Origin of the sequence: Ligilactobacillus salivarius DSM 20555 = ATCC 11741 (assembly GCF_001435955.1) — a bacterium.
GTDB classification, from domain to species: domain Bacteria; phylum Bacillota; class Bacilli; order Lactobacillales; family Lactobacillaceae; genus Ligilactobacillus; species Ligilactobacillus salivarius.
Genome location: NZ_AYYT01000015.1, coordinates 17,710 through 40,502 on the forward strand (window position 1 = coordinate 17,710; position 22,793 = coordinate 40,502).

18 protein-coding genes are annotated in these 22,793 nt (G+C 31.5%); 17 read left to right on the forward strand and 1 reads right to left on the reverse strand.

Annotated features, from left to right (window positions below):
• The first annotated feature begins 118 nt into the window (after positions 1-118).
• The 4 genes from FC55_RS07045 to FC55_RS07060 all read left to right on the forward strand — a co-directional run bounded on the left by FC55_RS07045 (position 119) and on the right by FC55_RS07060 (position 4,267).
• On the forward strand, positions 119-1,639 hold the full coding sequence (locus FC55_RS07045; RefSeq protein ID WP_003699454.1) for a type I restriction-modification system subunit M: 1,521 nt from the start codon (positions 119-121) through the stop codon (positions 1,637-1,639).
• Entirely contained in the window at positions 1,629-2,771 is a 1,143-nt protein-coding gene (locus tag FC55_RS07050; RefSeq protein WP_003699456.1) for a restriction endonuclease subunit S, read from the forward strand. The genes FC55_RS07045 and FC55_RS07050 overlap by 11 nt, the downstream gene beginning before the upstream one ends.
• Positions 2,772-2,843: 72 nt before the next feature.
• Positions 2,844-3,812, forward strand: coding sequence for a site-specific tyrosine recombinase/integron integrase (gene xerA / locus FC55_RS07055; RefSeq protein ID WP_003699457.1), 969 nt, complete (start codon positions 2,844-2,846; stop codon positions 3,810-3,812).
• The gene (locus FC55_RS07060) at positions 3,809-4,267 is read left to right on the forward strand and encodes a restriction endonuclease subunit S (RefSeq protein ID WP_003699459.1); all 459 of its coding nucleotides are present in this window, start codon (positions 3,809-3,811) and stop codon (positions 4,265-4,267) included. The genes xerA and FC55_RS07060 overlap by 4 nt, the downstream gene beginning before the upstream one ends.
• Here the strand turns inward: FC55_RS07060 and FC55_RS07065 are convergent.
• Entirely contained in the window at positions 4,251-4,748 is a 498-nt protein-coding gene (locus tag FC55_RS07065; RefSeq protein WP_099452484.1) for a restriction endonuclease subunit S domain-containing protein, read from the reverse strand. The genes FC55_RS07060 and FC55_RS07065 overlap by 17 nt on opposite strands.
• A gap of 145 nt (positions 4,749-4,893) precedes the next feature.
• On the opposite strand from FC55_RS07065, the gene FC55_RS07070 reads away from it, so the two are divergent.
• The 13 genes from FC55_RS07070 (at position 4,894) to pflB (ending at position 22,793) form a co-directional block, all read left to right on the forward strand.
• Positions 4,894-5,856 (forward strand): hypothetical protein, encoded by a 963-nt coding sequence (locus FC55_RS07070; RefSeq protein WP_003699462.1) that lies wholly within the window; start codon positions 4,894-4,896, stop codon positions 5,854-5,856.
• 3 nt (positions 5,857-5,859) lie between these two features.
• A complete protein-coding gene (locus FC55_RS07075; RefSeq protein WP_003699465.1) occupies positions 5,860-6,441 on the forward strand; it encodes a hypothetical protein in 582 nt (193 codons plus the stop codon).
• A gap of 80 nt (positions 6,442-6,521) precedes the next feature.
• Positions 6,522-9,647: a type I restriction endonuclease subunit R gene (locus tag FC55_RS07080; protein ID WP_003699468.1), complete on the forward strand. Its 3,126-nt coding sequence runs from the start codon at positions 6,522-6,524 to the stop codon at positions 9,645-9,647.
• A 707-nt stretch (positions 9,648-10,354) separates the two neighbouring features.
• On the forward strand, positions 10,355-10,627 hold the full coding sequence (locus tag FC55_RS07085) for a helix-turn-helix domain-containing protein (protein ID WP_003699471.1): 273 nt from the start codon (positions 10,355-10,357) through the stop codon (positions 10,625-10,627).
• A 193-nt stretch (positions 10,628-10,820) separates the two neighbouring features.
• The gene (locus FC55_RS07090; RefSeq protein ID WP_003699473.1) at positions 10,821-11,978 is read left to right on the forward strand and encodes a chloride channel protein; all 1,158 of its coding nucleotides are present in this window, start codon (positions 10,821-10,823) and stop codon (positions 11,976-11,978) included.
• 457 nt (positions 11,979-12,435) lie between these two features.
• Positions 12,436-14,070 carry a peptide ABC transporter substrate-binding protein gene (locus FC55_RS07095; RefSeq protein ID WP_003699475.1) on the forward strand — a complete coding sequence of 545 codons (1,635 nt, stop codon included), beginning with the start codon at positions 12,436-12,438 and terminating at the stop codon, positions 14,068-14,070.
• Positions 14,071-14,332: 262 nt separating this feature from the next.
• Positions 14,333-15,112: a Fe-S cluster assembly ATPase SufC gene (sufC, locus tag FC55_RS07100; protein ID WP_003699477.1), complete on the forward strand. Its 780-nt coding sequence runs from the start codon at positions 14,333-14,335 to the stop codon at positions 15,110-15,112.
• Positions 15,113-15,124: 12 nt separating this feature from the next.
• Positions 15,125-16,375: a Fe-S cluster assembly protein SufD gene (gene sufD / locus FC55_RS07105; RefSeq protein WP_003699479.1), complete on the forward strand. Its 1,251-nt coding sequence runs from the start codon at positions 15,125-15,127 to the stop codon at positions 16,373-16,375.
• The gene (locus tag FC55_RS07110) at positions 16,362-17,588 is read left to right on the forward strand and encodes an aminotransferase class V-fold PLP-dependent enzyme (RefSeq protein WP_035149388.1); all 1,227 of its coding nucleotides are present in this window, start codon (positions 16,362-16,364) and stop codon (positions 17,586-17,588) included. The genes sufD and FC55_RS07110 overlap by 14 nt, the downstream gene beginning before the upstream one ends.
• Positions 17,585-18,034, forward strand: a complete 450-nt coding sequence (sufU, locus tag FC55_RS07115) for a Fe-S cluster assembly sulfur transfer protein SufU (RefSeq protein WP_003699481.1) — start codon at positions 17,585-17,587, stop codon at positions 18,032-18,034. Before FC55_RS07110 ends, sufU begins: the two co-directional genes overlap by 4 nt.
• On the forward strand, positions 18,027-19,430 hold the full coding sequence (gene sufB, locus FC55_RS07120) for a Fe-S cluster assembly protein SufB (protein ID WP_003699483.1): 1,404 nt from the start codon (positions 18,027-18,029) through the stop codon (positions 19,428-19,430). Before sufU ends, sufB begins: the two co-directional genes overlap by 8 nt.
• Before the next feature lie 192 nt (positions 19,431-19,622).
• Entirely contained in the window at positions 19,623-20,207 is a 585-nt protein-coding gene (locus FC55_RS07125) for a VIT1/CCC1 transporter family protein (RefSeq protein WP_081036621.1), read from the forward strand.
• Between the two features lie 318 nt (positions 20,208-20,525).
• Positions 20,526-22,793 carry a formate C-acetyltransferase gene (gene pflB, locus FC55_RS07130; protein ID WP_003699486.1) on the forward strand — a complete coding sequence of 756 codons (2,268 nt, stop codon included), beginning with the start codon at positions 20,526-20,528 and terminating at the stop codon, positions 22,791-22,793.

The following is a 22,793-nucleotide window of genomic DNA, read 5'->3' on the forward strand; positions in this document are numbered from 1 at the left end:
CAAAGATAATTTTGCATAAATTAGAAAATTGGTCCTGTGTCGAAATCGCGAATTTAGGTTTTACAAGGAAAAAGTTACTGATAAAATAATTATGATAGTCATATAAAGGAGTAAGACAATGGTAGAAAAAACAAAAGAATTAAATATTGAACGTGATTTGTGGCAGGCTGCTGATAAATTACGTGGAAGTATGGATGAATCAGAATATCGTAATGTTGTATTAGGATTAATCTTCTTGAAATATGTATCAGATTCATTTGAAGAAAAAAGAGATGAGATTTTAAACTCTGATTATCCAGAAGAAGTTGAAGAACCAGATGCATATTTAGCTGAAAATATTTTCTGGGTACCTAAAGAAGCTCGTTGGAGTGTAATTCAAAAAGCAGCTAAAACACCACAAGTCGGTGAAATTATTGATAATGCGATGGATGCTATTGAAAAAAATAACAATTCACTCCGTGGGGTATTGAATAAAAATTATGCTTCTCCAGATATAGATAAAACTAGATTAGGTGGTGTAGTTGATTTAGTTTCAAATATTAGTTTAAAAGGTGATGGAAAGTTAGATTTACTAGGTCGAGTTTATGAGTATTTCTTGAATAAATTCGGTTCTGGGAAAACTGGCGGTGAATTCTATACTCCACAATCTATTGTTAAAACTTTAGTAGAAATGATCGAACCATACAGAGGAAGAATTTACGATCCATGTTGTGGTTCTGGTGGAATGTTTGTTCAATCAGGAAAATTTGTTCAAGAACATCAAGGAAGGATTGGAGATTTATCAATTTATGGGGAAGAATCCAATCCTACTACTTGGAAATTAGCTAAGATGAACTTAGCAATTCGTAGAATAGACAACAATCTTGGACAATATCAAGGTGATACTTTTACTAATGACTTACATAAAGGTGAAAGATTTGATTTTATTTTAGCTAATCCACCATTCAACATTAAAGACTGGAGTGGTGAAAAGTTAAGAGAAGATGCTCGTTGGAAATATGGTGTTCCACCTGTAGGAAATGCTAATTATGCTTGGATTCAACATATTATTAGTAAGTTAACTCCAGATGGAAAAGCAGGATTTGTCCTTGCTAATGGTGCATTGTCTACATCTACTAAGGAAGAATATGCAATTCGTAAAGCAATTATTGAGGATGATAAGATTGATGCTATTGTTGCAATTCCTGACAAAATGTTCTATACAACTGGTATTCCAGCTTCTCTATGGTTTATTGATATGGATAAATCTTCAGATGATGAAAGAAAAAGAAATGGTGAAACCTTATTTATTGATGCTCGTGAATTAGGGGAAATGTTAGACAGAACTCACCGTGGATTCTCTGACGAAGATATAAAGAAAATTGCTGATACTTATCATGCTTATCGTGGTACAAATGATAAAGAATATAAGGATATAGCTGGTTTTTGTAAGGTAGCTAAGATTGAAGACATTGCTAAAAATGACTATGTCCTAACTCCAGGTCGTTATGTAGGTTTAGCTGAAAAAGAAGATGATGGTGAACCATATGAAGTAAAAATGGAAAGATTAACTAATGAATTAAAAGAACAATTTGAAGAAAGTAATAAATTACAAGCTGAAATCAAAGAAGTATTAAAGGAGTTAGGGTATGAGATATAGTAAAATTTCGGAATCACTGTATATAAAAGGAAGAATAGGATGGAAAGGTTTGAAAAAGAAGGAATATTTACAGGAGGGAAGTTATAGGATAATTAATGGATCAAATATAGTTGATAATAAAATTGATTGGTCAAATTGTGGTTATATATCTAAGGAAAGATATGACGAATCTGAAGAGATAAAGCTAAAAGAAGGAGATATTTTAATAACTAAGGATGGAACAATAGGAAAGGTGGCTATGGTTAACAAGTTAGATAAACCTAGTACAGTTGCTTCAGGGTTATTTATATTACGTAATATAAATCTAAAAAAATGGGATACATTATATTTATTCTATTATTTACAATCTTTTAAATTTAAAGAGTTCATCTATTCTAGAACTTCAGGTAGTGTGATACCGCATTTATACCAAAGAGATTTTGAAGAATTAATGATACCAGAATTATCTTTAAAACAACAAAAACAAATTTCACAGAAGATACATTCAATTCAACAAAAAATTGATTTAAATAATAAAATAAATACTAATTTACTTGAACTAGGTTTAGAACTAATATCAAATATTAACTTTGAAAACTATCAGTCTCTTAATAAGATTGTGGAAGTAAAAGATGGAACACATTCTTCACCAGCTAGTACTTTAAATGGATATCCATTAGTAACATCTAAAGCTATTAAAGGAACATCTGTGGACTTTTCACAAACAAAAAATATTAGTGAAGCTGACTTCACTGAAATTAATAAAAGAAGTTTAGTTGAATATCACGATATTTTGATTAGCATGATCGGTACCGTAGGAATAGTACATTTAGTTACTGAAAATCCAGTAAAATATGCAATAAAAAATGTGGGACTAATAAAATCTTCAGATAAAAAGTTATTATCACCATTTTTATATCTTTATTTATTAAGTTATTATGGACAAACATATATAAGAAAACATCTTTCTGGGAGTACACAACAGTTTATTTCCTTAACCAATTTACGAAAAATGCCTATACCAATATCATCAGATATTCCAGCTAAATTAATTGAAAAGCTAAATACTATAGTTTTACAAATAGAACATAACTCAAACGAGAATAATACTTTGAATTCAATAAAAAATGTTCTTTTAGAAAAATATTTTTAACTTGCTAAATTAGTATTTGTTGAAAGAATCTACTTGTAATGTATAATTTCACTAAAAACGAGGTGCAATTGTATGACTACAGTAATTAAGGAAATTATACAAGCGATGCTAAAGGATTTAACAAATGAACAATTAATTAAATTAAAGGAAGTATTGAAAGAAAAGCTATCAAGTAATAGTAAGCAAACCAGACAAAAAAGTAATGAGGAATATTTACAAGATTTTCTAGCTGCGAAGCGTGTAGAGGGCTGTTCTGATAGGACAGAGAAGTATTATAGAATGACACTTGATACATTTATGAATGAGATTCAAAAAAATATTCAACAAGTTACGACAGAAGACCTGCGTAAATATCTAACTGATTATCAGAAAAAAAGAAATTCAAGTAAGGTAACAATTGATAATATTAGGCGAATATTTTCAAGTTTCTTCTCGTGGCTCGAAGATGAAGATATTATTATTAAAAGTCCTGTGAGACGTATACACAAAGTAAAAACACCAAATAATATTAAAGAAACATACTCAGATGAAGAGTTGGAAAAACTTAGAGATAATTGTACAGAAATTAGAGACTTAGCACTAATTGATTTACTAGCTTCCACAGGTATGCGTGTAGGGGAGTTAGTACGATTAAATAGAGATGATATAGATTTTGAAGAACGAGAATGTGTAGTATTGGGTAAAGGAAATAAGGAACGAATAGTATATTTTGATGCTAGAAGTAAATTGCACCTGAAAAACTATTTATTAAGTAGAAGTGATGATAATAACGCACTGTTTGTGTCTTTAAAAAAACCTCAAAAAAGAATGTCAATAGGTGGAATTGAAAATAGAATTAGACAATTAGGTAGAGAGATAGGTATCACTAAGGCGCATCCACATAAGTTTAGAAGAACATTAGCTACTAATGCAATTGATAAGGGAATGCCAATTGAGCAATTACAGAAATTATTAGGACATGAAAGAATAGATACAACCTTGCATTATGCAATGGTGAAACAAACAAATGTAAAAATAGCACATAGGAGGTATGTAGGGTGACGAGATATAAGTTAGGAGAAATTGTAGACATAAAGTATGGGAAAGATCATAAAAAATTAAATGCAGGTAGAGTTCCAGTATATGGGACTGGAGGAATAATGCGGTACGTAGATAATTACTTATATGATGGGGAGAGTGTATTAATACCAAGAAAAGGATCATTGAATAATATTTATTATGTTGTTGGAAAATTTTGGACTGTTGATACTATTTTCTGGACTATAATTAATAAAAATATTGTTCTCCCTAAATACTTGTTCTACTTTTTGAAAAGAATAGACTTTGAAAAATTAAATGTAGGTAGTGCAGTACCAAGTTTAACACAGAAAATATTAAATGAAATCCAAATAGACGTACCAAGTATAGAAAAACAAAAAGATATAATAGATAAAATAAGTGTATTTGAAAGAAAAATCAATTTAAATAATAAAATAAATACTAATTTAGTAGCTTAGCTAGTAATTGTTTTTTTATTTGTCTTAATATCAAATTTTGTTTGCGAATCTTAATTTTATTATCAAATATTGGGCCTAATAAGTTGTTCAATTTGGTCAACTCATCATCATCAGGAATTATGGCAAATGATTCTTTTAGATTACTACGCTTTATATGACCCATAGTAGTTGCTTTAGATTTTGCAATCAATTGAAATTCTTGTAAATAATATTTAGTCCACTCATAAATAAACCAACTAGGGTAATCGTTAGAAGTAACTTTAAATAGATGCTGATTAAGTCCAGCTTCATTTCCTGCCCATAAATCCAATAATAGAGTACCTGACCAAGAAAAAATAATGTCACCAGTATTGATTTGCACAGATTCATCTATATCTTTTCTACATAAATCTGAATTAGAATCTGTATGCCCTTGATTTAATTCTCTGATTTTTACTACAGGTAAAGATTCTTTAATATTAACTGGTCTAAATTTTTGCATTGCCAATCCATTTTTGTAATTTGCGATACTATCAAGAGATTTTTTCTTATCGTTATGAGTATTACTTAACCAATTTAGAAAAAATTCGGTTGATATCTTTTCTAAATTAGTATTTAATTTATCAAATTTAAGGAGATGAATTTGTATGAAAGATTTTAGGTTAGATGAATACATAAACGACATAAATGCTGTATATGAAACAGAAGAATTTATTAAAAGAACAGAAATCTTTTTAATTAAATTGGATAAGAAGGTAAGCGAAATATATAAACAAGACAGCGGTGATGATAGTAAAAAATTACTATTAGACGCTTTGATAGAAAAATTAAACGAATCAAGATTTAAAAAAAGAGAAGTAGTATATTACGATGCAGTCACTAATAAAAAGAATACTCATGAATTAGTAAAAGTTGACGATTATCCAAATATTAATGAGAAATTGAAAGAGTTTAACAATAGTTTATCTAGTACTAAAGGTCTTAAAGAAGATAAATTTCGATTATATGCAATGACCTTGAAAACGAATAAGCATAATTATAAAATAATTGGAAGTTTCACAAATACTTTTGCACTTAAGAAAAAATTTTTAATTGGAAATTTTTCTGATTCAAAGATTAAATTAAATCAAAGAAATGATATTATTGGTTTCAATAAGAAGATAGAATTATTTGTCATAGATGACAAATATATATTAATAAATCAAGCTGAATCGAAATTTGAATCATTATTTAAAATGAATATTTTATTTTCTAATCAAGCGACCCAAATTTTAAGAGAAAATGATAGGATAAAAGAAATTTTTGATATTGAAACATGTGATAAGTTAAGTAAAAAGGTAGAACTTGGTAAAAGAATGGCAACGAGACTTATAAAAATTGTCAGTGATACTGATAGATTTAATAAGACAATCGATAATATTGATAAAATAAAGGATATTATTGATAATAATAATCACAAATTTCATGAAAAAGTGAAAGATGTAAACTATAGAAATGGAAAATTATCTGTACCAGATGGGAAGGAAGTTCAATTATTAGATGCAATATCGGATGCATTCTATCAAGCTGTTATTTCAGAAACAGAGAATGTAGATGAAACGAGGATGTAAAAAATGAAAAATGACTATATTTCAAAATGGTTTTTGTTTATTACATCGTATCTACCACTATATATATGGCTATTACTAAGTAACATTAATTATGTCGAACTATTGAAACTAAATAAAAAAGATTTAGAAATATCTACTAAAAAATTATTTTATTTTGTTCTGGTAGTATTTATTATTATTTCTATCGTTGAGTTAATCCAATTATTTAAAAGTAGTGGATCTGAGATAAAAAAAATACCGAAAGAAATGGAGGCAACTCCTGAAAGCGATGGTTTAATGAATTACATAGTAACTTATATAACTCCTCTTGTATCATTTGACTTGAGTGATATAAAATCTGTTATTATGAATATAGCTTTATTTTTGTTGATAGGCTTAATGTATGTAGGCAGTAGTGCAACATATTTAAATCCGGTACTAGGTATATTTGGGTTTAAAATTTTCGAAGTTTCTGGCTTTCCACAAGTTCACCATATTATTTCAAAATTTTCATATGACTATTTAGAAACAATAAAAAATAGAGGAGATGAAGTGATTAGTTATCATTTAGGAGATGGTATTTGTATTATAAAATCTAAAAAATAAGGTGATTTAAAAAAGTAATTTTTTTGAGATATAATTTTAATATAAGATACTGTTTTCACAAAAAAAGGAGTGAGACTCATATGCCAAAAGGTTATCTAACAGAAGAAGCAGTAGAAGATTTAGCATTAGATGAACTAGAAAAATTAGGGTATTCAATATTTAAAAGTGAAAGTTATACATCGCCTAATAAGCAAATAGATGCAGCTAGGAATAAAGATCATACAGTTGCTATTTTATTAACTAACTTAGATAAAGCTTTGCGTAGACTTAATCCAGGATATGAGGATGAAATATACAAAGAAGCAGTACGTAATTTTATTAGATTAGCTGATAACCCTAATATGATGATTAATAATCATTATCTTCATAAGTTATTGGTTGAAGGAATAAGAATCAAAACAAGTGTAAACGGGGAAAGTCGTACAGTGACTTTGTATGCAATTGATTTTAATAACGTAAATAATAATGAATTTATTGCTACTAATCAGTTTACATTTGAGGGGCGACATGAGCGTAGACCAGATGTAACTCTATTTATTAATGGATTACCACTTATTACTTTTGAGTTTAAGGATATTTCAAACCCTAATGTAAGTATTCGTGATGCATATAATCAATTTGAAACATACAAAGAAGAAATTTCAGATTATATGAAATATAATGAGATTCTGATCATTTCTGACGGTATAAATGCTAGAGCTGGTTCAATAACAGCTGGATTTGATCGTTTTATGAGGTGGAGAGCACCTAAAAATGTAACAGATACTGCAGAATTAGAATTAGTTACATTAATCAAATATATGCTCGAACCAAGTGTTTTATTGAATTTGATCGAAAACTTCATTATTTTTGAAACTAATGGAGATTCTACGGTTAAAATACTAGGTGCTTATCATCAATATTACATGGTGAATAAGGCAATAAAAGCTGCTAAAAGAGCAATTAAAAGTTCAGAAGATAAGCGTATAGGGGTAGTATGGCATACTACTGGTTCTGGTAAGAGTTTATCAATGGTATTTTTTGCAAGTATAGCTGCTCGTAAATTGAATAATCCAACTATGTTGGTAATTAATGATCGCAATGATCTAGATGATCAGTTGTTTGATACTTTTTCAGCAGCACATGAGTTTCTACGACAGACACCAGAGCACGTTGAAACTAGAGATGATTTGAGAATTGCAATGGATAAAAATTCAGGTGGAATTGTATTTTCTACGATTCATAAATTCTATCCAGAGTTTGAAAAAGGTGAAAAAGAAATGCCAGTGCTATCTGAAAGAAGTGACATTATTGTTATTGCTGACGAAGCACACCGTACTCAATATGGATTAACAGCTAAACAAACTAAAAATGGTATTAGATATGGTTATGCTAAGTATTTACGCGATGCTTTACCTAATGCTTCTTTCATTGGCTTTACAGGAACACCGATTTCAACGGAAGATAAGTCAACAATCAACGTCTTTGGTAACTATATTGATATTTATGATATTACTCAAGCTGTAGATGACGATGCTACTGTTAGAATTTACTACGAAAGTAATGTTTTCCCACTAAAATTAAAAGAGGGAACAGAAAAAGAGTATCAAAAGTTAATTAAGGAAGCTAATTTAGATGATGATCCTAATTTGGAAGAAAATAAACGCCGAAATCGTGAATTTTCAAGATTAGAAACATTAGCTGGAGCAAAATCAAGATTACAAAGCATTGCTAAGCATTTTGTTAATCATTTTGAAAAAAGACAAAAAGAGACATTTGGTAAATCAATGATTGTTGAAATGTCTAGAAGAAATGCTGTTAATTTATATAATGAGATTATTAAATTGCGTCCAAATTGGGCAAGTGATGATTTAGAAAAGGGCAAAATTAAGATTGTAATGACATCTTCAGCAGCTGATGGACCAGAATTAGCTAAACATCAGACAAGCAAAGCTGATCGTAGAATCTTGCAAAAAAGGATGAAAGATAACAATGATGAACTTCAGATAGTGATCGTTGTTGATATGTGGTTGACTGGATTTGATGTTCCATCTATGAATACAATGTATATTGATAAGCCGATGAAAGGCCATAATTTAATCCAAGCAATCGCACGTGTAAATCGAGTATTTAAAGATAAAGACAGTGGTTTAATTGTAGACTATATTGGAATTGCTGAAAGCTTAAAATCAGCCTTGAATATATATTCAAAGAAAGATCAGAGTCAAGTTGGCATCAACATGAAAAAAGCTATAGCAGTTTTAAAGGAAAAATACGATATTATTACGAATGATTTCTTGTATGGTATAGATTACTCAGACTTTAAGTCAGAAAAAAGTAGTGTACGAATTAGCGTTACTAATCGTGTAGCTAATGAAATTCTTAAACAAAAAGATGATAGTTGGAGAAAATTTATAGATGTAGTTACTGAATTGCAAAAAGTATATGCTATAACTGCTACTCAGGAAGAAGCTCAAGTATATGGAGAAGAGATTGCATTTTTCAAGTCTGTAAAAGCCTTAATAGTTAAGTTAAAGAGAAAACCAATTACAGGTGGGGGAAATGGTAAAGATCCTAAAGAAGTTGACTATAGACTTAAGCAATTTATAGATCAATCTGTTATTTCTGAAAAAGACGTTGATATTTATGAACAATTTGGAATAAATAAGGAAAGCATTGAATTAATTTCAGATGAATTCTTGGATGCTATGAAGAAAGAGCCTGAAAAAGATTTAGCAATTGTTGTACTGGAAAATGTTTTAAAAGGTAAAGTAAAAGCAATGTTGAAAGTTAATCAAACTGCATCCAAACAGTTTACTGAAATGTTAAAGAAATCCATTGATGATTACAATAATCGTGGTATAACAAGTGAACTGGTTATTCGTCAACTTATAGAAATTGCTAAGAAAATTAGAGAACAACAAAATAAAGGTGAAGACCTTGGATTAACTCAAGAAGAAGTAGCTTTTTATGATGCTCTAGCTGACCATAAGAAAGCAGTGGAAATGTTAGGTGAAGAAACACTACAACTTATTGCTAAAGAACTAGTAAAAGTCGTGCAGAGAGAAGCTGGAATAGATTGGGAAAAACGAGAAAGTGTCCAAGCTAAGATGCGAAGAGAAGTACGAAGATTACTTAGAAAATACGGCTATCCACCTGATTTTCAAAAGCAAGCAGTAGAAACTGTAATAGAGCAAGCAGAATTAATGGCTTCAAATAATAGTTAGAATACGAATCTCTATTTTAGTAATTGTAGCGAAATCGCCCAAATTAACCTAGTAGTTTATAGTTTAATGACCTAAGCTTTGTTAGTATATAAGTGTACCGATGAAGCTAGTGGATAAGGTGTGACAAGCCGCCTAGCCATACGTCTCTTAATAACTACTATGACGAAATATACGGATACGTTTATTTTTTCTAATTTCCACTTGGGTAGTACTAATTGGGAGCAACGAAAAAAAGTTGTGTAGAGAGAAGCAAGGGGACTCATATCTGAAACTAAGACACTTGCCGTCAGGGATTCGCAATATACCATCTTTAGTTAATTAAGGCTGATTACCTTAGGAACCAACGAAGAATATCAATTAAGAATTCGTGTCGTGAAGTTGTGGTGATGCAACTATAACTGACGAGTAAGGTTTGAGTAGCCAAAATCGACAATCTTATATTAACAGAAATATGGACATTACACATGTTTGGTGAAAATTGGATAGGAAAAGGTCTATGCCCTGAACTTGAAATGCGGACTAGGTCATGGAAGTTGCTAGCCATGATGTGCTAGTCTGATTCAGTAGTCTAATAAGTCCAGATACAAGAGTATCCCACGTAAGCCAATACGCGTCGGTTTACATAATTTTTAGTCAATGCAAATTTTGCGTTGGCTATTTTTGGTATTAAATGTTCGAGGTATGTATAATTAAATTGAGGTGATTTCATGAAGCCAATGTATGTTTCGATAAATTCAGAAAAAACTGGTGCTAATCTAAAAAGTTTATTCAAAAATAATGGGTACAGTGTACGTGATATTCAATTAGTTATGGGATTTGAGAACCCACAATCCATTTATAAATGGTTATCTGGTAGATCACTACCTAGTTTGGATAATTTAGTCATTCTCAGTAAGGTTCTACATACCACAATCGAAGACATCCTCGTTATTGACGGGGATGTTGTTTTTTTATTTTTTATAAGAAATAATTTACGATAATTAAGAATTTCATACATACTCTACAATAGTTCTAGCCTAGAAGCATTTAATATGGTAATCTTTTAAAAGATAATATAGGTAAAGAGACTTAAATTTAAAATTGAAATAAAAATTTCTTAAAAATTGTATCAAGTGGGTGATTGTTGGTAAGGATGTTTGAAAGAAAAAAATTTTTTTAGTTTTGCTAGGTTTAATGTATAGTAGTGTGCTTGCTTTGATTTCCTATGCATTTATTATGACTGAAAAGATACTAAGTCATATTTTGTGGGAATCAGTTTCTCAATGGTTGCATGTAAATTTTGTGTATTCGTTACTAGTATTAACCATTTTATGTAGTGTGGTTATTTTTTTAAAGATTAAATGGGGTAATTTACCTAAGACTAGTCATGAATTATTACACGAATTTAAAGCTAAAGGAACAGCATCATATAGAAAGACATGGCATAGTTTGCTGCTAGCTTTAGTGATTTTAATTTCAGGAGCTGGAGTTGGTCCTGAGGCTCCTTTATTGGGAGCAGTTATTGCTTACTCTATTTGGCAGGCAGATAAACTTAGATATTTAGAAGCAAATTGGAACCAGTTGGAAAAATCTAATCCTATAAAGTGGATAAAGTATATTTTTCATCCTAGTCATTATTTGTTATCTTATTCAATTAATCAAAAGAAGATTGGAAAAACTTGGCGAAACTTATTAATTGCGAATGGCTTACTTGCCTTTTGGTTAATGATGAGATTAACTGATCAGCCATCATTTGTGACTAAGTTAGGAAAAACTAATTGGTCTATGGTAGATTTATTAGTATTTTTACCTCTTTGTTTGTATGGATTTGTTTTTGGTAAAAGCTATAGTTGGTTAAAAAAAGTAATTTTTATAAATTTAGATCATTTGAAGATCTCTTTACCATTTAAAATTTGTATAGGTGCAATGGTTATTTTCTTAATGAAACTATTTATTCCAACGTTACTATTTTCGGGTCAACATAGTTTACATACTGTTGCTAAACTCGGTATGAGTACACCTGTTGTAATATTATTTATTTTATCTCTTATAAAGTTATTGTTCTTAGATTTATGTTTATGGACAGGATGGACTGGAGGGGACATTTTTCCAGTAACATTTGCAGCTTTTCTACAAGGATTTGGAATGGCACAACTTTTTCCACAAATAGATAGTTTATTTGTTGTCTTAGTTGTTAGTGTGTCTATAGCTATCACTCTCCTTGAAAAAGAATGGTTAGCAGGTATCTTTATAAGTTTATTTTTCCCAATTACTCTTTTCCCAGTTTCGTTACTTGTAATTGGATTGACAATTCTGGGGAGAAAAATAAAAATGAAATTTAGTAGAATATAACTATTTATCAATTATTAAAAATGTAGACATTCGCGTTGTTAACGGGAATGTTATTTTTTACTAAAAGAATATTTTGCAAGTATGATTAAATTTTATTGACAAAAGTATAGTAAAGTTATATGATTTGGTTAATGAAATGAGAGGAGTGTGAATATTATGTCAAAATTTATTAATACACAATGTTGTTGTTTAGTAACATGTTGTCCAGTAGGCAACATGGAATTTGACATGCAAAAAATTAGACTCACACTTCCAAGATTGGATTAATCTGTATATATTTATTATCGGTACCGATACAAATTAATCTAATCAGTTAGTTTATAGAAGATGAAGATAACTGAACTGGACTTGTGATTCTAATTTTTAGGAGTTGCAAGTCCTTTTTGTTTATCTGGAAGGATGGATGATGAACTGTTTATAGATTAAAAACACATCTTACATAAAGGAGAAAATAAAGATGAAAAGAATTAAAGCAATTATTACTGGAATATTTATAAGTTTAACCGCAGTTTTGTTAGTTGCATGTGGAAAATCTACTAGTGAAAATTCTAAACAAGTTTTAAATTTAAGTACAACTGGACCATTAGATACTATTGATATTTCTAAGTCTACTGGCTATGGTCAAACAGGAAATGTTTTTGAAAGCTTTTATCGACTAGGTAAAGATGGTAAGGTAACCCCTGGACTAGCTAAGAGTGGTCAGGTTTCACAAGATGGCAAAACATGGACTTTTACTTTGAGAGATGCAAAGTGGAGTAACGGTGATAAGATTACTGCTCAAGATTTTGTATATTCCTGGAGAAGAACAATTGATCCCAAGACAGCTTCGCCATATGCTTATTTGTTCTATGATGTAAAGAATGCTCAAGCTATTAATGAGGGTAAAATGTCAACTGATAAGTTAGGGATAGAGGCCGAAGGGGATAATAAGGTTGTCATTACATTAGATAGACCTGTATCATATTTTAAAGTCTTAATGACATATCCATTGTTTGGACCGCAAAATGAAAAAGTGGTACAAAAATACGGTAAAAAATATGGAACTAATTCTAAATATATGGTGTATTCAGGACCATTTAAAGTCAAAGATTGGAATGGTACCTCAGATAAGTGGTCATTTGTAAAGAACGATCAATACTGGGATAAAAAAGTAGTGAAACTACAAAAGATTAATTATCAAGTAGTTAAGAATACCAATACAGGCTATCAATTATTCCAACAAGGCAAGTTAGATTTAACACCATTATCTAGTGAACAAGTTAAGAATTTACATAACAAGCCAGAATTCAAACAATACTCTTATTCTTACGTTGCGTATCTAGACTACAACTTTAATGATTCTAATGAAGTAAATCGTAAAGCACTAAATAATAAAAATATTAGGTTAGCTCTATCATTAGCAATCGATAGAAAGACACTTACAAAGAAAGTTTTTGGTGATGGCTCTAATGTACCAACTGGATTTGTAGCATCCGATTTAGCTTCTAATCCAAGCACAGGTAAAGATTTCGCAGAAGAACAAAAAGTAGATAATACGGTTGATTATAATGAAAGATTAGCTAAGAAATATTGGAAGAAGGGATTACAAGAAATTGGTGAAAAGAATTTAAATTTCACAATTCTAGCTTCTAATGAAATGGCTAATAATGATGCCTTAACTCAATATTTACAATCACAATATACAAAGGTACTACCGGGAATTAAGATTTCTGTGCAAAACATTCCTGGAAATAGTGCGTTATCTAAAGCTCGCAAAGGTAACTATGATATTTATGTATCAGGTTGGGGTGGAGACTTCAAAGATCCAATCACATTCATGCAGATTCCAGTTACAGGAACTTCGTACAATTATGGAAGATATTCTAATAAAGAATATGATGCTTTAATTGAAAAAGCGCAAAATGAAGATGCCAATGATGTTAATAAGCGTTGGGAAGATTTAGTAAAAGCAGCTCGAATCTTTAATGCTGATCAAGGTGTAACGCCTCTATATCAACAAACAACATCTTATATGCAAAATACAAAAGTGAAGGGTATTATTCAAAATACTGCAGGTACACAATGGAATTACAAATACGCTTATATTAAATAGGTAAGAACTCGTCTAGAATGAATTTCTAGGCGAGTTTTTAAGTTGTGCTAAATAATTTGTATAAGAGTATTGATTATGTTGTATGTAAGCGTTATTCTATATTTGTAAACTTATTATAAAGATTATTACTTAATTACAAATAAATTTAAGGGAATATATTGTAAAAATACTTAAATCCAATCGTTAAGTTAGGTAATTTGTCTTATAATGTTATTGATAAGAAAATTCCAGGAAAGGTAACTATTTTATAGTGGTGATTTAAATGTCAGTATTAGAAGTTAAAGATTTACATGTAACTGTTGAAGGAAAGGAAATTTTGAAGGGTGTTAATTTGAAGATGTCAACTGGTGAGATTCATGCAATTATGGGTCCGAATGGTACTGGGAAATCAACACTTTCTTCAACTATTATGGGAGATCCTGCTTACAAGATTACAAAGGGAGATATTTTATTGAATGGCAAAAGTATCATTGATTTACCAGTTGATGAACGTGCTAGAATGGGACTATTTTTAGCGATGCAATATCCACAAGAAATTCCAGGAGTAACTAATGCAGAATTTGTTAAGAGTGCGATCAATGCTCGTCGTCCCAAAGATGATCCGATTCCTTTAATGGATTTCATCAAACGTTTAGATGAAACATTAGAAACATTGGATATGTCTGAAGAAATGTCTGATAGATATTTAAACGAAGGCTTTTCTGGTGGTGAAAAGAAACGTAATGAAATTATGCAGATGATGATGATCAGACCCGAATTCGCAATATTAGATGAAATTGACTCTGGACTAGATATTGATGCACTTAAAGTCGTTTCTCGTGGTGTCAACCAAATGCGTGGCGATAATTTTGGATCTTTGATTATTACTCACTATCAAAGACTCTTGAACTACATCGTTCCAGATTATGTACATGTTATGATGGATGGCCAACTTGTCAAAACTGGTGGCCCAGATTTGGCAATCCGTTTGGAAAAAGAAGGATACGCAAAACTTCGTGATGAACTTGGACTAGATATTAAATTAGTTGATGAAAATGCTTAGGGGGCTTGTACAATGAAACAATTATCCATAGATGAATTGATTGAACTTCGAAAAGAGCCCGAATGGTTTAGAGCTAAGCGAAATGAAGCTAAACAATTAATTGAAACTACTAAATTGCCTAGTTTCCAAAAAATTAAGTATCATGACTGGGATATAAATGTTGATGGGACGAGTGTAATTGATGATCAACCTAAATTTGATACTAACGCTGATGTCTATCAATATGCTAGTAATAAGGCACAAATTAAGTTACCATCAGAATTTCTTGATAAGGGTGTAATTGTCGAAGACTTTGAAGATGCTTTGATTAATCATGAAGACATTATGAAGAAATACTTTATGGAAAAAGGATTAAAAATGGACGATAATCGCCTGTTAGCAGAACATGTAGCAAATCTTCAAAGTGGAGTTTTAGTTTATGTACCTAAAAATGTAGACTTAGAAACACCATTAACATGCGAATATATTCAAAATTCACGAGTTGAGGAAGATTATGTTCATCATGTACTAATTGTTACAGAAGCAAATAGTTCACTATCTTATGTAGAACGTTTAAAAACAGATGGTGATAAGAAAAATACAGCTAACATCGTAGTTGAAGTTATCGCTGGTGATGGAAGTCGAATTCACTTTGCTAGTGTCGATAATTTAAGTAAGAACACAACTGCTTATATGAATCGTCGTGGATACTTACAAAGAGATTCCAAGATTGACTGGGCAATGGGTATGATGAATTCTGGTTTAACAATCGGTGATTTTGATTCTGATTTAGTTGGCGATGGCTCTCATGCTGAATTAAAAGTCGTAGGTATTTCAACAAGTGATCAAATTCAAGGAATTGATACACGAGTTACAAATATTGGAAAGAATACAATCGGTCATATCTTACAACATGGTGTTGCTTTAGATGCATCCGAATTAACTTTCAACGGCATCGGACATGTAATGAAGAGAAGTAAAGGCTCTGATGCACAACAAGAAAGTCGTATTTTAATGTTATCTCCACAAGCTAGAGGGGATGCTAATCCAATTTTGCTAATTGATGATAATGATGTTACTGCAGGACATGCGGCAAGTATTGGTCGTGTAAATCCTGAACAATTATATTACTTAATGAGTCGTGGCTTACAAAAACGTTTAGCTGAAAAATTAGTAATTAGAGGTTTCCTAGCTCCTGTTTTAGATGAAATACCTTTGAAAGAAATTCGCAATGAGTTTAGTGAATTGATTGAAAGAAAGGTAAGTTATGATGAAGAAAACTAGTGATTTAAGAAAAGATTTTCCTCTTTTAGAAACTAAAATGAACAATCAGCCTTTAACTTACTTAGATAGTGCAGCTACTTCGCAAAAGCCTAAGCAAGTAATTAACGAAATTGCTGACTACTATAATAAATACAATAGTAATATTCATCGTGGTGTCTACAATTTAGCAGTCGAAACAACTGATAAATATGAAAATGTAAGACATAAAGTGGCAAATTTTATTAATGCTTATCGCGATGAGGAAGTACTTTTTACCAAGGGAACAACTCAAAGTTTGAACTGGATAGCACAAGGTTATGTTAGATATAACTTACATGAAGGCGATGAAATTGTTACCACCTATATGGAGCATCACAGTAACATTGTTCCATGGCAAGCAATTGCACAAGAAAAGAATCTAAAGGTAAAGTATGTAACTTTAACTGAAGAAGGTAAACTTGATTTAGACGATTTAAAGCAAAAGGTTACTGATAAAACAAAGATTGTAGCAGTTACTCATGTTTCTAACGTTTTAGGAACAATTAATCCAATTAAAGAAATTGCAGCTATTGTTCATCAAAGTAATGCAATTTTAGTAGTTGATGGTGCTCAATCTGTACCACATTTGCCGGTAGACATGCAAGATTTAGAGGCAGACTTCTATGTATTTTCGGGACATAAGATGTTAGGACCTACTGGAATTGGTGTTCTATGGGGAAAGTATGAACTCTTAGAAAAAATGCATCCTTTAGAATATGGTGGAGAAATGATTGACAGTGTAACAACTGAAAAATCAACATTCAAAGAGATTCCTTGGAACTTTGAAGGTGGAACGCAAAATATTGAAGGTGTACTAGGCCTTGGTGCTGCGATTGATTATTTAGAAGAAGTTGGAATGGGAAATGTAGCTCAAAATGATGAAGACTTACAAAAGTATGCACTTGAAAAGTTAGCTAATATTAAGACTATTGAAATTTATGGTCCCAAAGATCCTGATCAAAGATGTGGAGTAGTATCCTTTAATTTGAAAGGTATTCATCCCCACGATGTAGCAACTTTTTTAGATGCTGATGGAATTGCAGTTAGAGCTGGTCACCATTGTGCACAACCACTTATGGATTGGTTAGGTGTTAGTGCTACGTTGAGAGCAAGTTTCTATTTTTATAATACTTATGAAGAAATCGACAAATTAGTAGATTCTCTAAAGAAAGTAGAGGAATTTTTCCAAATATGAGTAATTTAAATAATTTATATCGACAAGCAATTTTAGAAGAAGCTAACCATCCACGACATAAAGGTAAGTTAGAAAATGAAAGTGTTGAAGTTGAATTGAGAAATCCGACTTGTGGCGATGTTATTACCTTAACTGCATTAATTGAGGATAATAAAATAAAGGATATTGCTTTTGATGGCTACGGCTGCACAATTTCTCAATCATCCGCAAGTATTATGACAAATGAAGTATTAAATAAAGACTTCGATACAATAAAAAATATGGTATTGTCATTTTCCGATATGATTACAAAAGAAGTAAAACCTGATAGAAAAGTTTTAGGTGAGGCAATAATTTTAGAAGGGGTTAAACAATTCCCAGCTCGAATTAAATGCGCAATGTTATCATGGAAGGCAATTTATCAACTTATTGAAAAGTATGAAGGAAAGGGTGAAAAGAATGATTAGTGAAGATATAAAAGACATTGGTGGCCAATATAAATATGGCTTTAAAGATGATATTGAACCAATATATACAACTGGTGAAGGTCTTAGTGAAGAAGTTGTAAGAAATATTTCTAAAGCTAAAAATGAACCTGAATGGATGTTGGATATTAGATTGGCTGCTTATGAAAAGTACAAGACTTTGAAGATGGCTAATTTTGGACCAGATTTGTCAGAATTGGATTTAGATCATATTAATTATTTTAGACGTGATACTGATACAGTAGCTAGAAAGTGGGAAGATGTACCACAAGAAATTAAAGATACATTTGATCGTTTGGGTGTACCAGAAGCTGAACGTAAATATTTAGCTGGTTCTTCTGCTCAATATGAATCAGAAGTTGTTTACCATAATATGAAAGAAGATTTTGCCAAAAAAGGTATCATATTTATGGATACAGATTCTGCAGTTCAAGAATATCCGGAATTAGTAAAAGAATATTTTGGAAAGTTAATACCAGCAGATGATAATAAGATGGCCGCGCTTAATACTGCTGTTTGGTCTGGAGGAACATTTATTTATGTGCCTAAGGGAGTGAAAGTTGAAACACCTATTCAAAGTTACTTCCGAATTAATGCCGGAAATTCAGGACAATTTGAAAGAACACTAATCATTGTCGATGAAGGTGCTAGTGTTAACTATGTAGAAGGTTGTACTGCTCCTAATTATTCACAAGATTCCTTACATGCGGCAGTTGTTGAAGTAAATGTTTTGAAGGATGCTTATTGCCGTTATACAACAATCCAAAACTGGTCCAACAATGTATATAGTTTGGAAACAAAACGTGCCAGAGCTTTGGAAAATGCTACTATGGAATGGGTAGACGGTAACCTTGGTTCTAAAGTAACTATGAAATATCCAAGTATCTATTTAGATGGTGAAGGTGCACATGGAAATATGTTATCTATTGCATTTGCAGGTAAAGGTATTGACTCTGATACTGGAGCAAGAATGATTCATAATGCTAAAAATACATATTCATCAACTGTATCTAAATCTCTCTGCAAAGATGGAGGAATTGCTGATTATCGTGGATATGTAAGATTTAACAGAGATAGCGATGGCTCATTTGCACACGTTGAATGTGACACTATCATTATGGACGACGAGTCTTCAAGTGATACAATTCCATTTAATGAAGTATTAAATAGTAATGTCTCAATGGAACATGAAGCTAAGGTTTCAAAAATTTCAGAAGATCAGCTTTACTATTTGATGAGTAGAGGTATTTCTGAAGAAAAGGCTACTGAAATGATTATTATGGGATTTGTTGAACCATTTACTAAAGAACTACCAATGGAATATGCAGTCGAATTGAATAGATTGATTGAGTATCAAATGGATGGTAGTGTAGGTTAATTATAAAAAAGCATGCTTTTTAAGTATGCTTTTTTATATTATTGTGAAATATGTATATAATTATAAATTTTGCTAAATTAGTACTAATTACTCATATGATGTATAATTTAATCGGGATAAAAGCGATTTATATAATTTAAATATATATATAAAAACGGTATTATTTTTATATTTCGTGAGGAAGTGTACAAATTGAAAGTTACGCATGTATTGAAAGTTAAGACTAATTTTTTTTGGGATAGTTTAAATGTTATAAGGGCTAGTATTTTAGGGGCCAATGATGGGATTATTTCAGTATCTGGAATCGTGTTAGGTGCTGCAGGGGCTAATCTTGATAGTAAGACCCTTTTAATCAGTGGTTTGTCTGGCATGCTAGCTGGAGCTTGTTCAATGGCTGGTGGAGAATGGATATCTGTAAGTACCCAAAGAGATATTCAAGAAAAGACAATGGAAAGACAAAGTCAGTTGGAAAATGAAGACTGTGAAAATTGTCCGATAAAATTGCAAAAGAATGATATCTTAATGCCGTTTCATGCTGCAGCCAGTTCTTTCTGCTCATTTATAATTGGGGCAATGATTCCATTATTGACGATGATTCTAGCAAGACCAGAACATCGCGTGGTATTTACATTAATTGCGATGATTGCCTCATTATCAATTAATGCAGTAGTTTGTACACACAACTCTGAGGTTTCAACTGGCAAAACAATTTTACGAAATGTTATAACCGGATTGTTGACGACGTTAGTTACCTTTATTTTAGGAGCGTCAGTATAAATTCTTTTAAAGACTAAAGACTCTATGCCTAAACTTTTTGGGGTATAGGGTCTTTTTTTGTAATTTTAAGAAATTCTAAAATAAAATTAATGAAATTTATATTTTGATACATAAATCACATTTTTAAAGTTTATAAACTGTTGTCAAAAGTGTTGTCATATTAACATTTCTAATGATTAAAATAAATGATAGCGTTTATAAGATTTTTTGAAAATAAAAAACATTGTGAACGATTTTTCATTGAATTTAATTTAACTAAGGTGTAGTATTAACAGTGTAGAAAACGTTTTCTTAAAAATCACAAAGGAGGCTTTGAGTATGGTTGAAAAGACTCAAATGCAAAACGTTGATGTAAAAGATGCTTGGGAAGGATTTAGAGGAAAAGAATGGAAAGAAGAAATTGATATTCGTGAATTTATTCAAGATAACTTCACTCCATATGATGGAGATCAATCTTTCCTTGAAGGACCAACCGAAGCTACAACGAAGTTAAACGATAAATTAATCGACTTAAAATTAAAAGAACGTGCACATGGTGGACCTCTTGAAGCTGATACAAAAGTAGTATCAACAATTACATCTCATAAACCAGGTTATTTAGACAAGTCATTAGAAAAGATTGTTGGTTTACAAACAGATAAACCTATGAAACGTGCACTTATGCCATATGGTGGTATCAGAATGGCTAAAGGTGCTTTGGAAGCTTATGGATTTAAGATTGATCCAGAAACAGACTTTGTATTTGAAAATCTATCTAAGACACATAACCAAGGTGTATTTGATGCATACACAAGCGAAATCATGAAAGCTCGCCACAACAAGATTATCACTGGACTACCAGATGCATATGGTCGTGGCCGTTTGATTGGTGACTTCCCACGTGTTGCATTGTATGGTATTGATCGTTTAATCGAAGAAAAGAAAAAAGATTTGGAAAATTGTGGCGATGGTGAGATGACTAACGACATAATCCAAATGCGTGAAGAGATTTCTGACCAAATCAAAGCCTTAAATGATATGAAGATTATGGCTGAGTCTTATGGCTATGACATTTCCAAACCAGCTACAACAGCTAAAGAAGCAATTCAATGGTTATACTTTGGATATTTAGCATCTATTAAACAACAAAATGGTGCTGCTATGTCTATTGGTCGTATCGATTCATTCATCGATATTTACATTGAACGTGATATGAAGCGTGGTATTTTAACTGAAAAAGAAGCACAAGAATTAATTGACCAATTCACAATGAAATTGAGAATGGTATGCTTCATTCGTACACCAGCTTACAACTCACTATTCTCAGGTAACCCTATCTGGGCAACATTATCAATTGCTGGTATGGGCTTAGATGGACGTCACCATGTAACTAAGACATCATATCGTTTCTTAAATACATTGCATAATATGGGTGCCGCACCAGAACCAAATATCACATTACTTTGGTCTGATCGTTTGCCTGAATCATTTAAGCACTATGCTGCAAGTGTATCTATTGCAAGTTCTACAATTCAATACGAAAACGATGACTTAATGATGAAGACATGGGGAACAGACTACTATGGCATTGCTTGCTGTGTATCTGCACAACCAATTGCAAATGGTATGCAATTCTTCGGAGCTCGTGCAAATCTAGCTAAGGCTGTATTGTATGCTATCAATGGTGGTAAGGATGAACTTACAAAACAACAAGTAGGTCCTGCATACGAACCAATTAGCTCAGAATACATTGACTACGATGAATTCATGAAGAAATTCGATGACATGATGGAATGGATTGCTGATATTTATGTAAATGCTTTGAACACAATTCATTACATGCATGACAAGTATTACTATGAATCAGCACAAATGGCATTGAAAGATACATTAGTAGATCGTAGCTTTGCTACAGGTATTTCTGGATTGTCTGTTGCTGCTGACTCAATTTCAGCTATCAAGTACGGACATGTTAAAGTAATTCGTGACGAAGATGGTATTGCTGTTGACTTTAAAGCAGATCATGACTTCCCTCGTTATGGTAACGATGATGATCGTGCTGACGATATTGCTGCATGGCTTGTTAAGGAACTATTTACTAAGATGAGCAAGCATCATCTATATCGTGGAGCTAAGTTAACAACATCCGTTCTTACAATTACTTCAAATGTTGTTTATGGTAAGAACACAGGTACTACTCCAAATGGTCGTCAAAAGGGTGAACCATTTGCACCAGGTGCTAACCCAGCATACGGAGCAGATACAACAGGTGCTTTAGCATCATTATTATCTGTTGCTAAATTACCATACAAGTATGCTACAGATGGTATTTCTAATACATTTGCTGTAACACCAACAACATTGGGTCATGATGAAAAGATGCAAGAAGATACATTAGTAAACATGATCGGAGGCTATATGAGAAAAGATGGTCATCATTTGAATATTAATGTATTCAATAGAGATACTTTATTAGATGCTCAAGCACATCCAGAGAAGTATCCAACATTAACAATTCGTGTTTCAGGTTACTGTGTATACTTTGCTGATCTAACTAAAGAACAACAAGATGACGTTATTGCAAGAACCTTCCATACTTCAATGTAA

What these genes read in the sequence shown, in the direction of transcription:
- FC55_RS07045 (WP_003699454.1), top strand. Translation starts at nt 119, where the DNA reads ATGGTAGAAAAAACAAAAGAATTAAATATTGAACGTGATTTGTGGCAG.
- FC55_RS07050 (WP_003699456.1), top strand. Translation starts at nt 1,629, where the DNA reads ATGAGATATAGTAAAATTTCGGAATCACTGTATATAAAAGGAAGAATA.
- xerA (WP_003699457.1), top strand. Translation starts at nt 2,844, where the DNA reads ATGACTACAGTAATTAAGGAAATTATACAAGCGATGCTAAAGGATTTA.
- FC55_RS07065 (WP_099452484.1), bottom strand. Translation starts at nt 4,748, where the DNA reads ATGCAAAAATTTAGACCAGTTAATATTAAAGAATCTTTACCTGTAGTA.
- FC55_RS07070 (WP_003699462.1), top strand. Translation starts at nt 4,894, where the DNA reads ATGAAAGATTTTAGGTTAGATGAATACATAAACGACATAAATGCTGTA.
- FC55_RS07075 (WP_003699465.1), top strand. Translation starts at nt 5,860, where the DNA reads ATGAAAAATGACTATATTTCAAAATGGTTTTTGTTTATTACATCGTAT.
- FC55_RS07080 (WP_003699468.1), top strand. Translation starts at nt 6,522, where the DNA reads ATGCCAAAAGGTTATCTAACAGAAGAAGCAGTAGAAGATTTAGCATTA.
- FC55_RS07085 (WP_003699471.1), top strand. Translation starts at nt 10,355, where the DNA reads ATGAAGCCAATGTATGTTTCGATAAATTCAGAAAAAACTGGTGCTAAT.
- FC55_RS07090 (WP_003699473.1), top strand. Translation starts at nt 10,821, where the DNA reads ATGTATAGTAGTGTGCTTGCTTTGATTTCCTATGCATTTATTATGACT.
- FC55_RS07095 (WP_003699475.1), top strand. Translation starts at nt 12,436, where the DNA reads ATGAAAAGAATTAAAGCAATTATTACTGGAATATTTATAAGTTTAACC.
- sufC (WP_003699477.1), top strand. Translation starts at nt 14,333, where the DNA reads ATGTCAGTATTAGAAGTTAAAGATTTACATGTAACTGTTGAAGGAAAG.
- sufD (WP_003699479.1), top strand. Translation starts at nt 15,125, where the DNA reads ATGAAACAATTATCCATAGATGAATTGATTGAACTTCGAAAAGAGCCC.
- FC55_RS07110 (WP_035149388.1), top strand. Translation starts at nt 16,362, where the DNA reads ATGAAGAAAACTAGTGATTTAAGAAAAGATTTTCCTCTTTTAGAAACT.
- sufU (WP_003699481.1), top strand. Translation starts at nt 17,585, where the DNA reads ATGAGTAATTTAAATAATTTATATCGACAAGCAATTTTAGAAGAAGCT.
- sufB (WP_003699483.1), top strand. Translation starts at nt 18,027, where the DNA reads ATGATTAGTGAAGATATAAAAGACATTGGTGGCCAATATAAATATGGC.
- pflB (WP_003699486.1), top strand. Translation starts at nt 20,526, where the DNA reads ATGGTTGAAAAGACTCAAATGCAAAACGTTGATGTAAAAGATGCTTGG.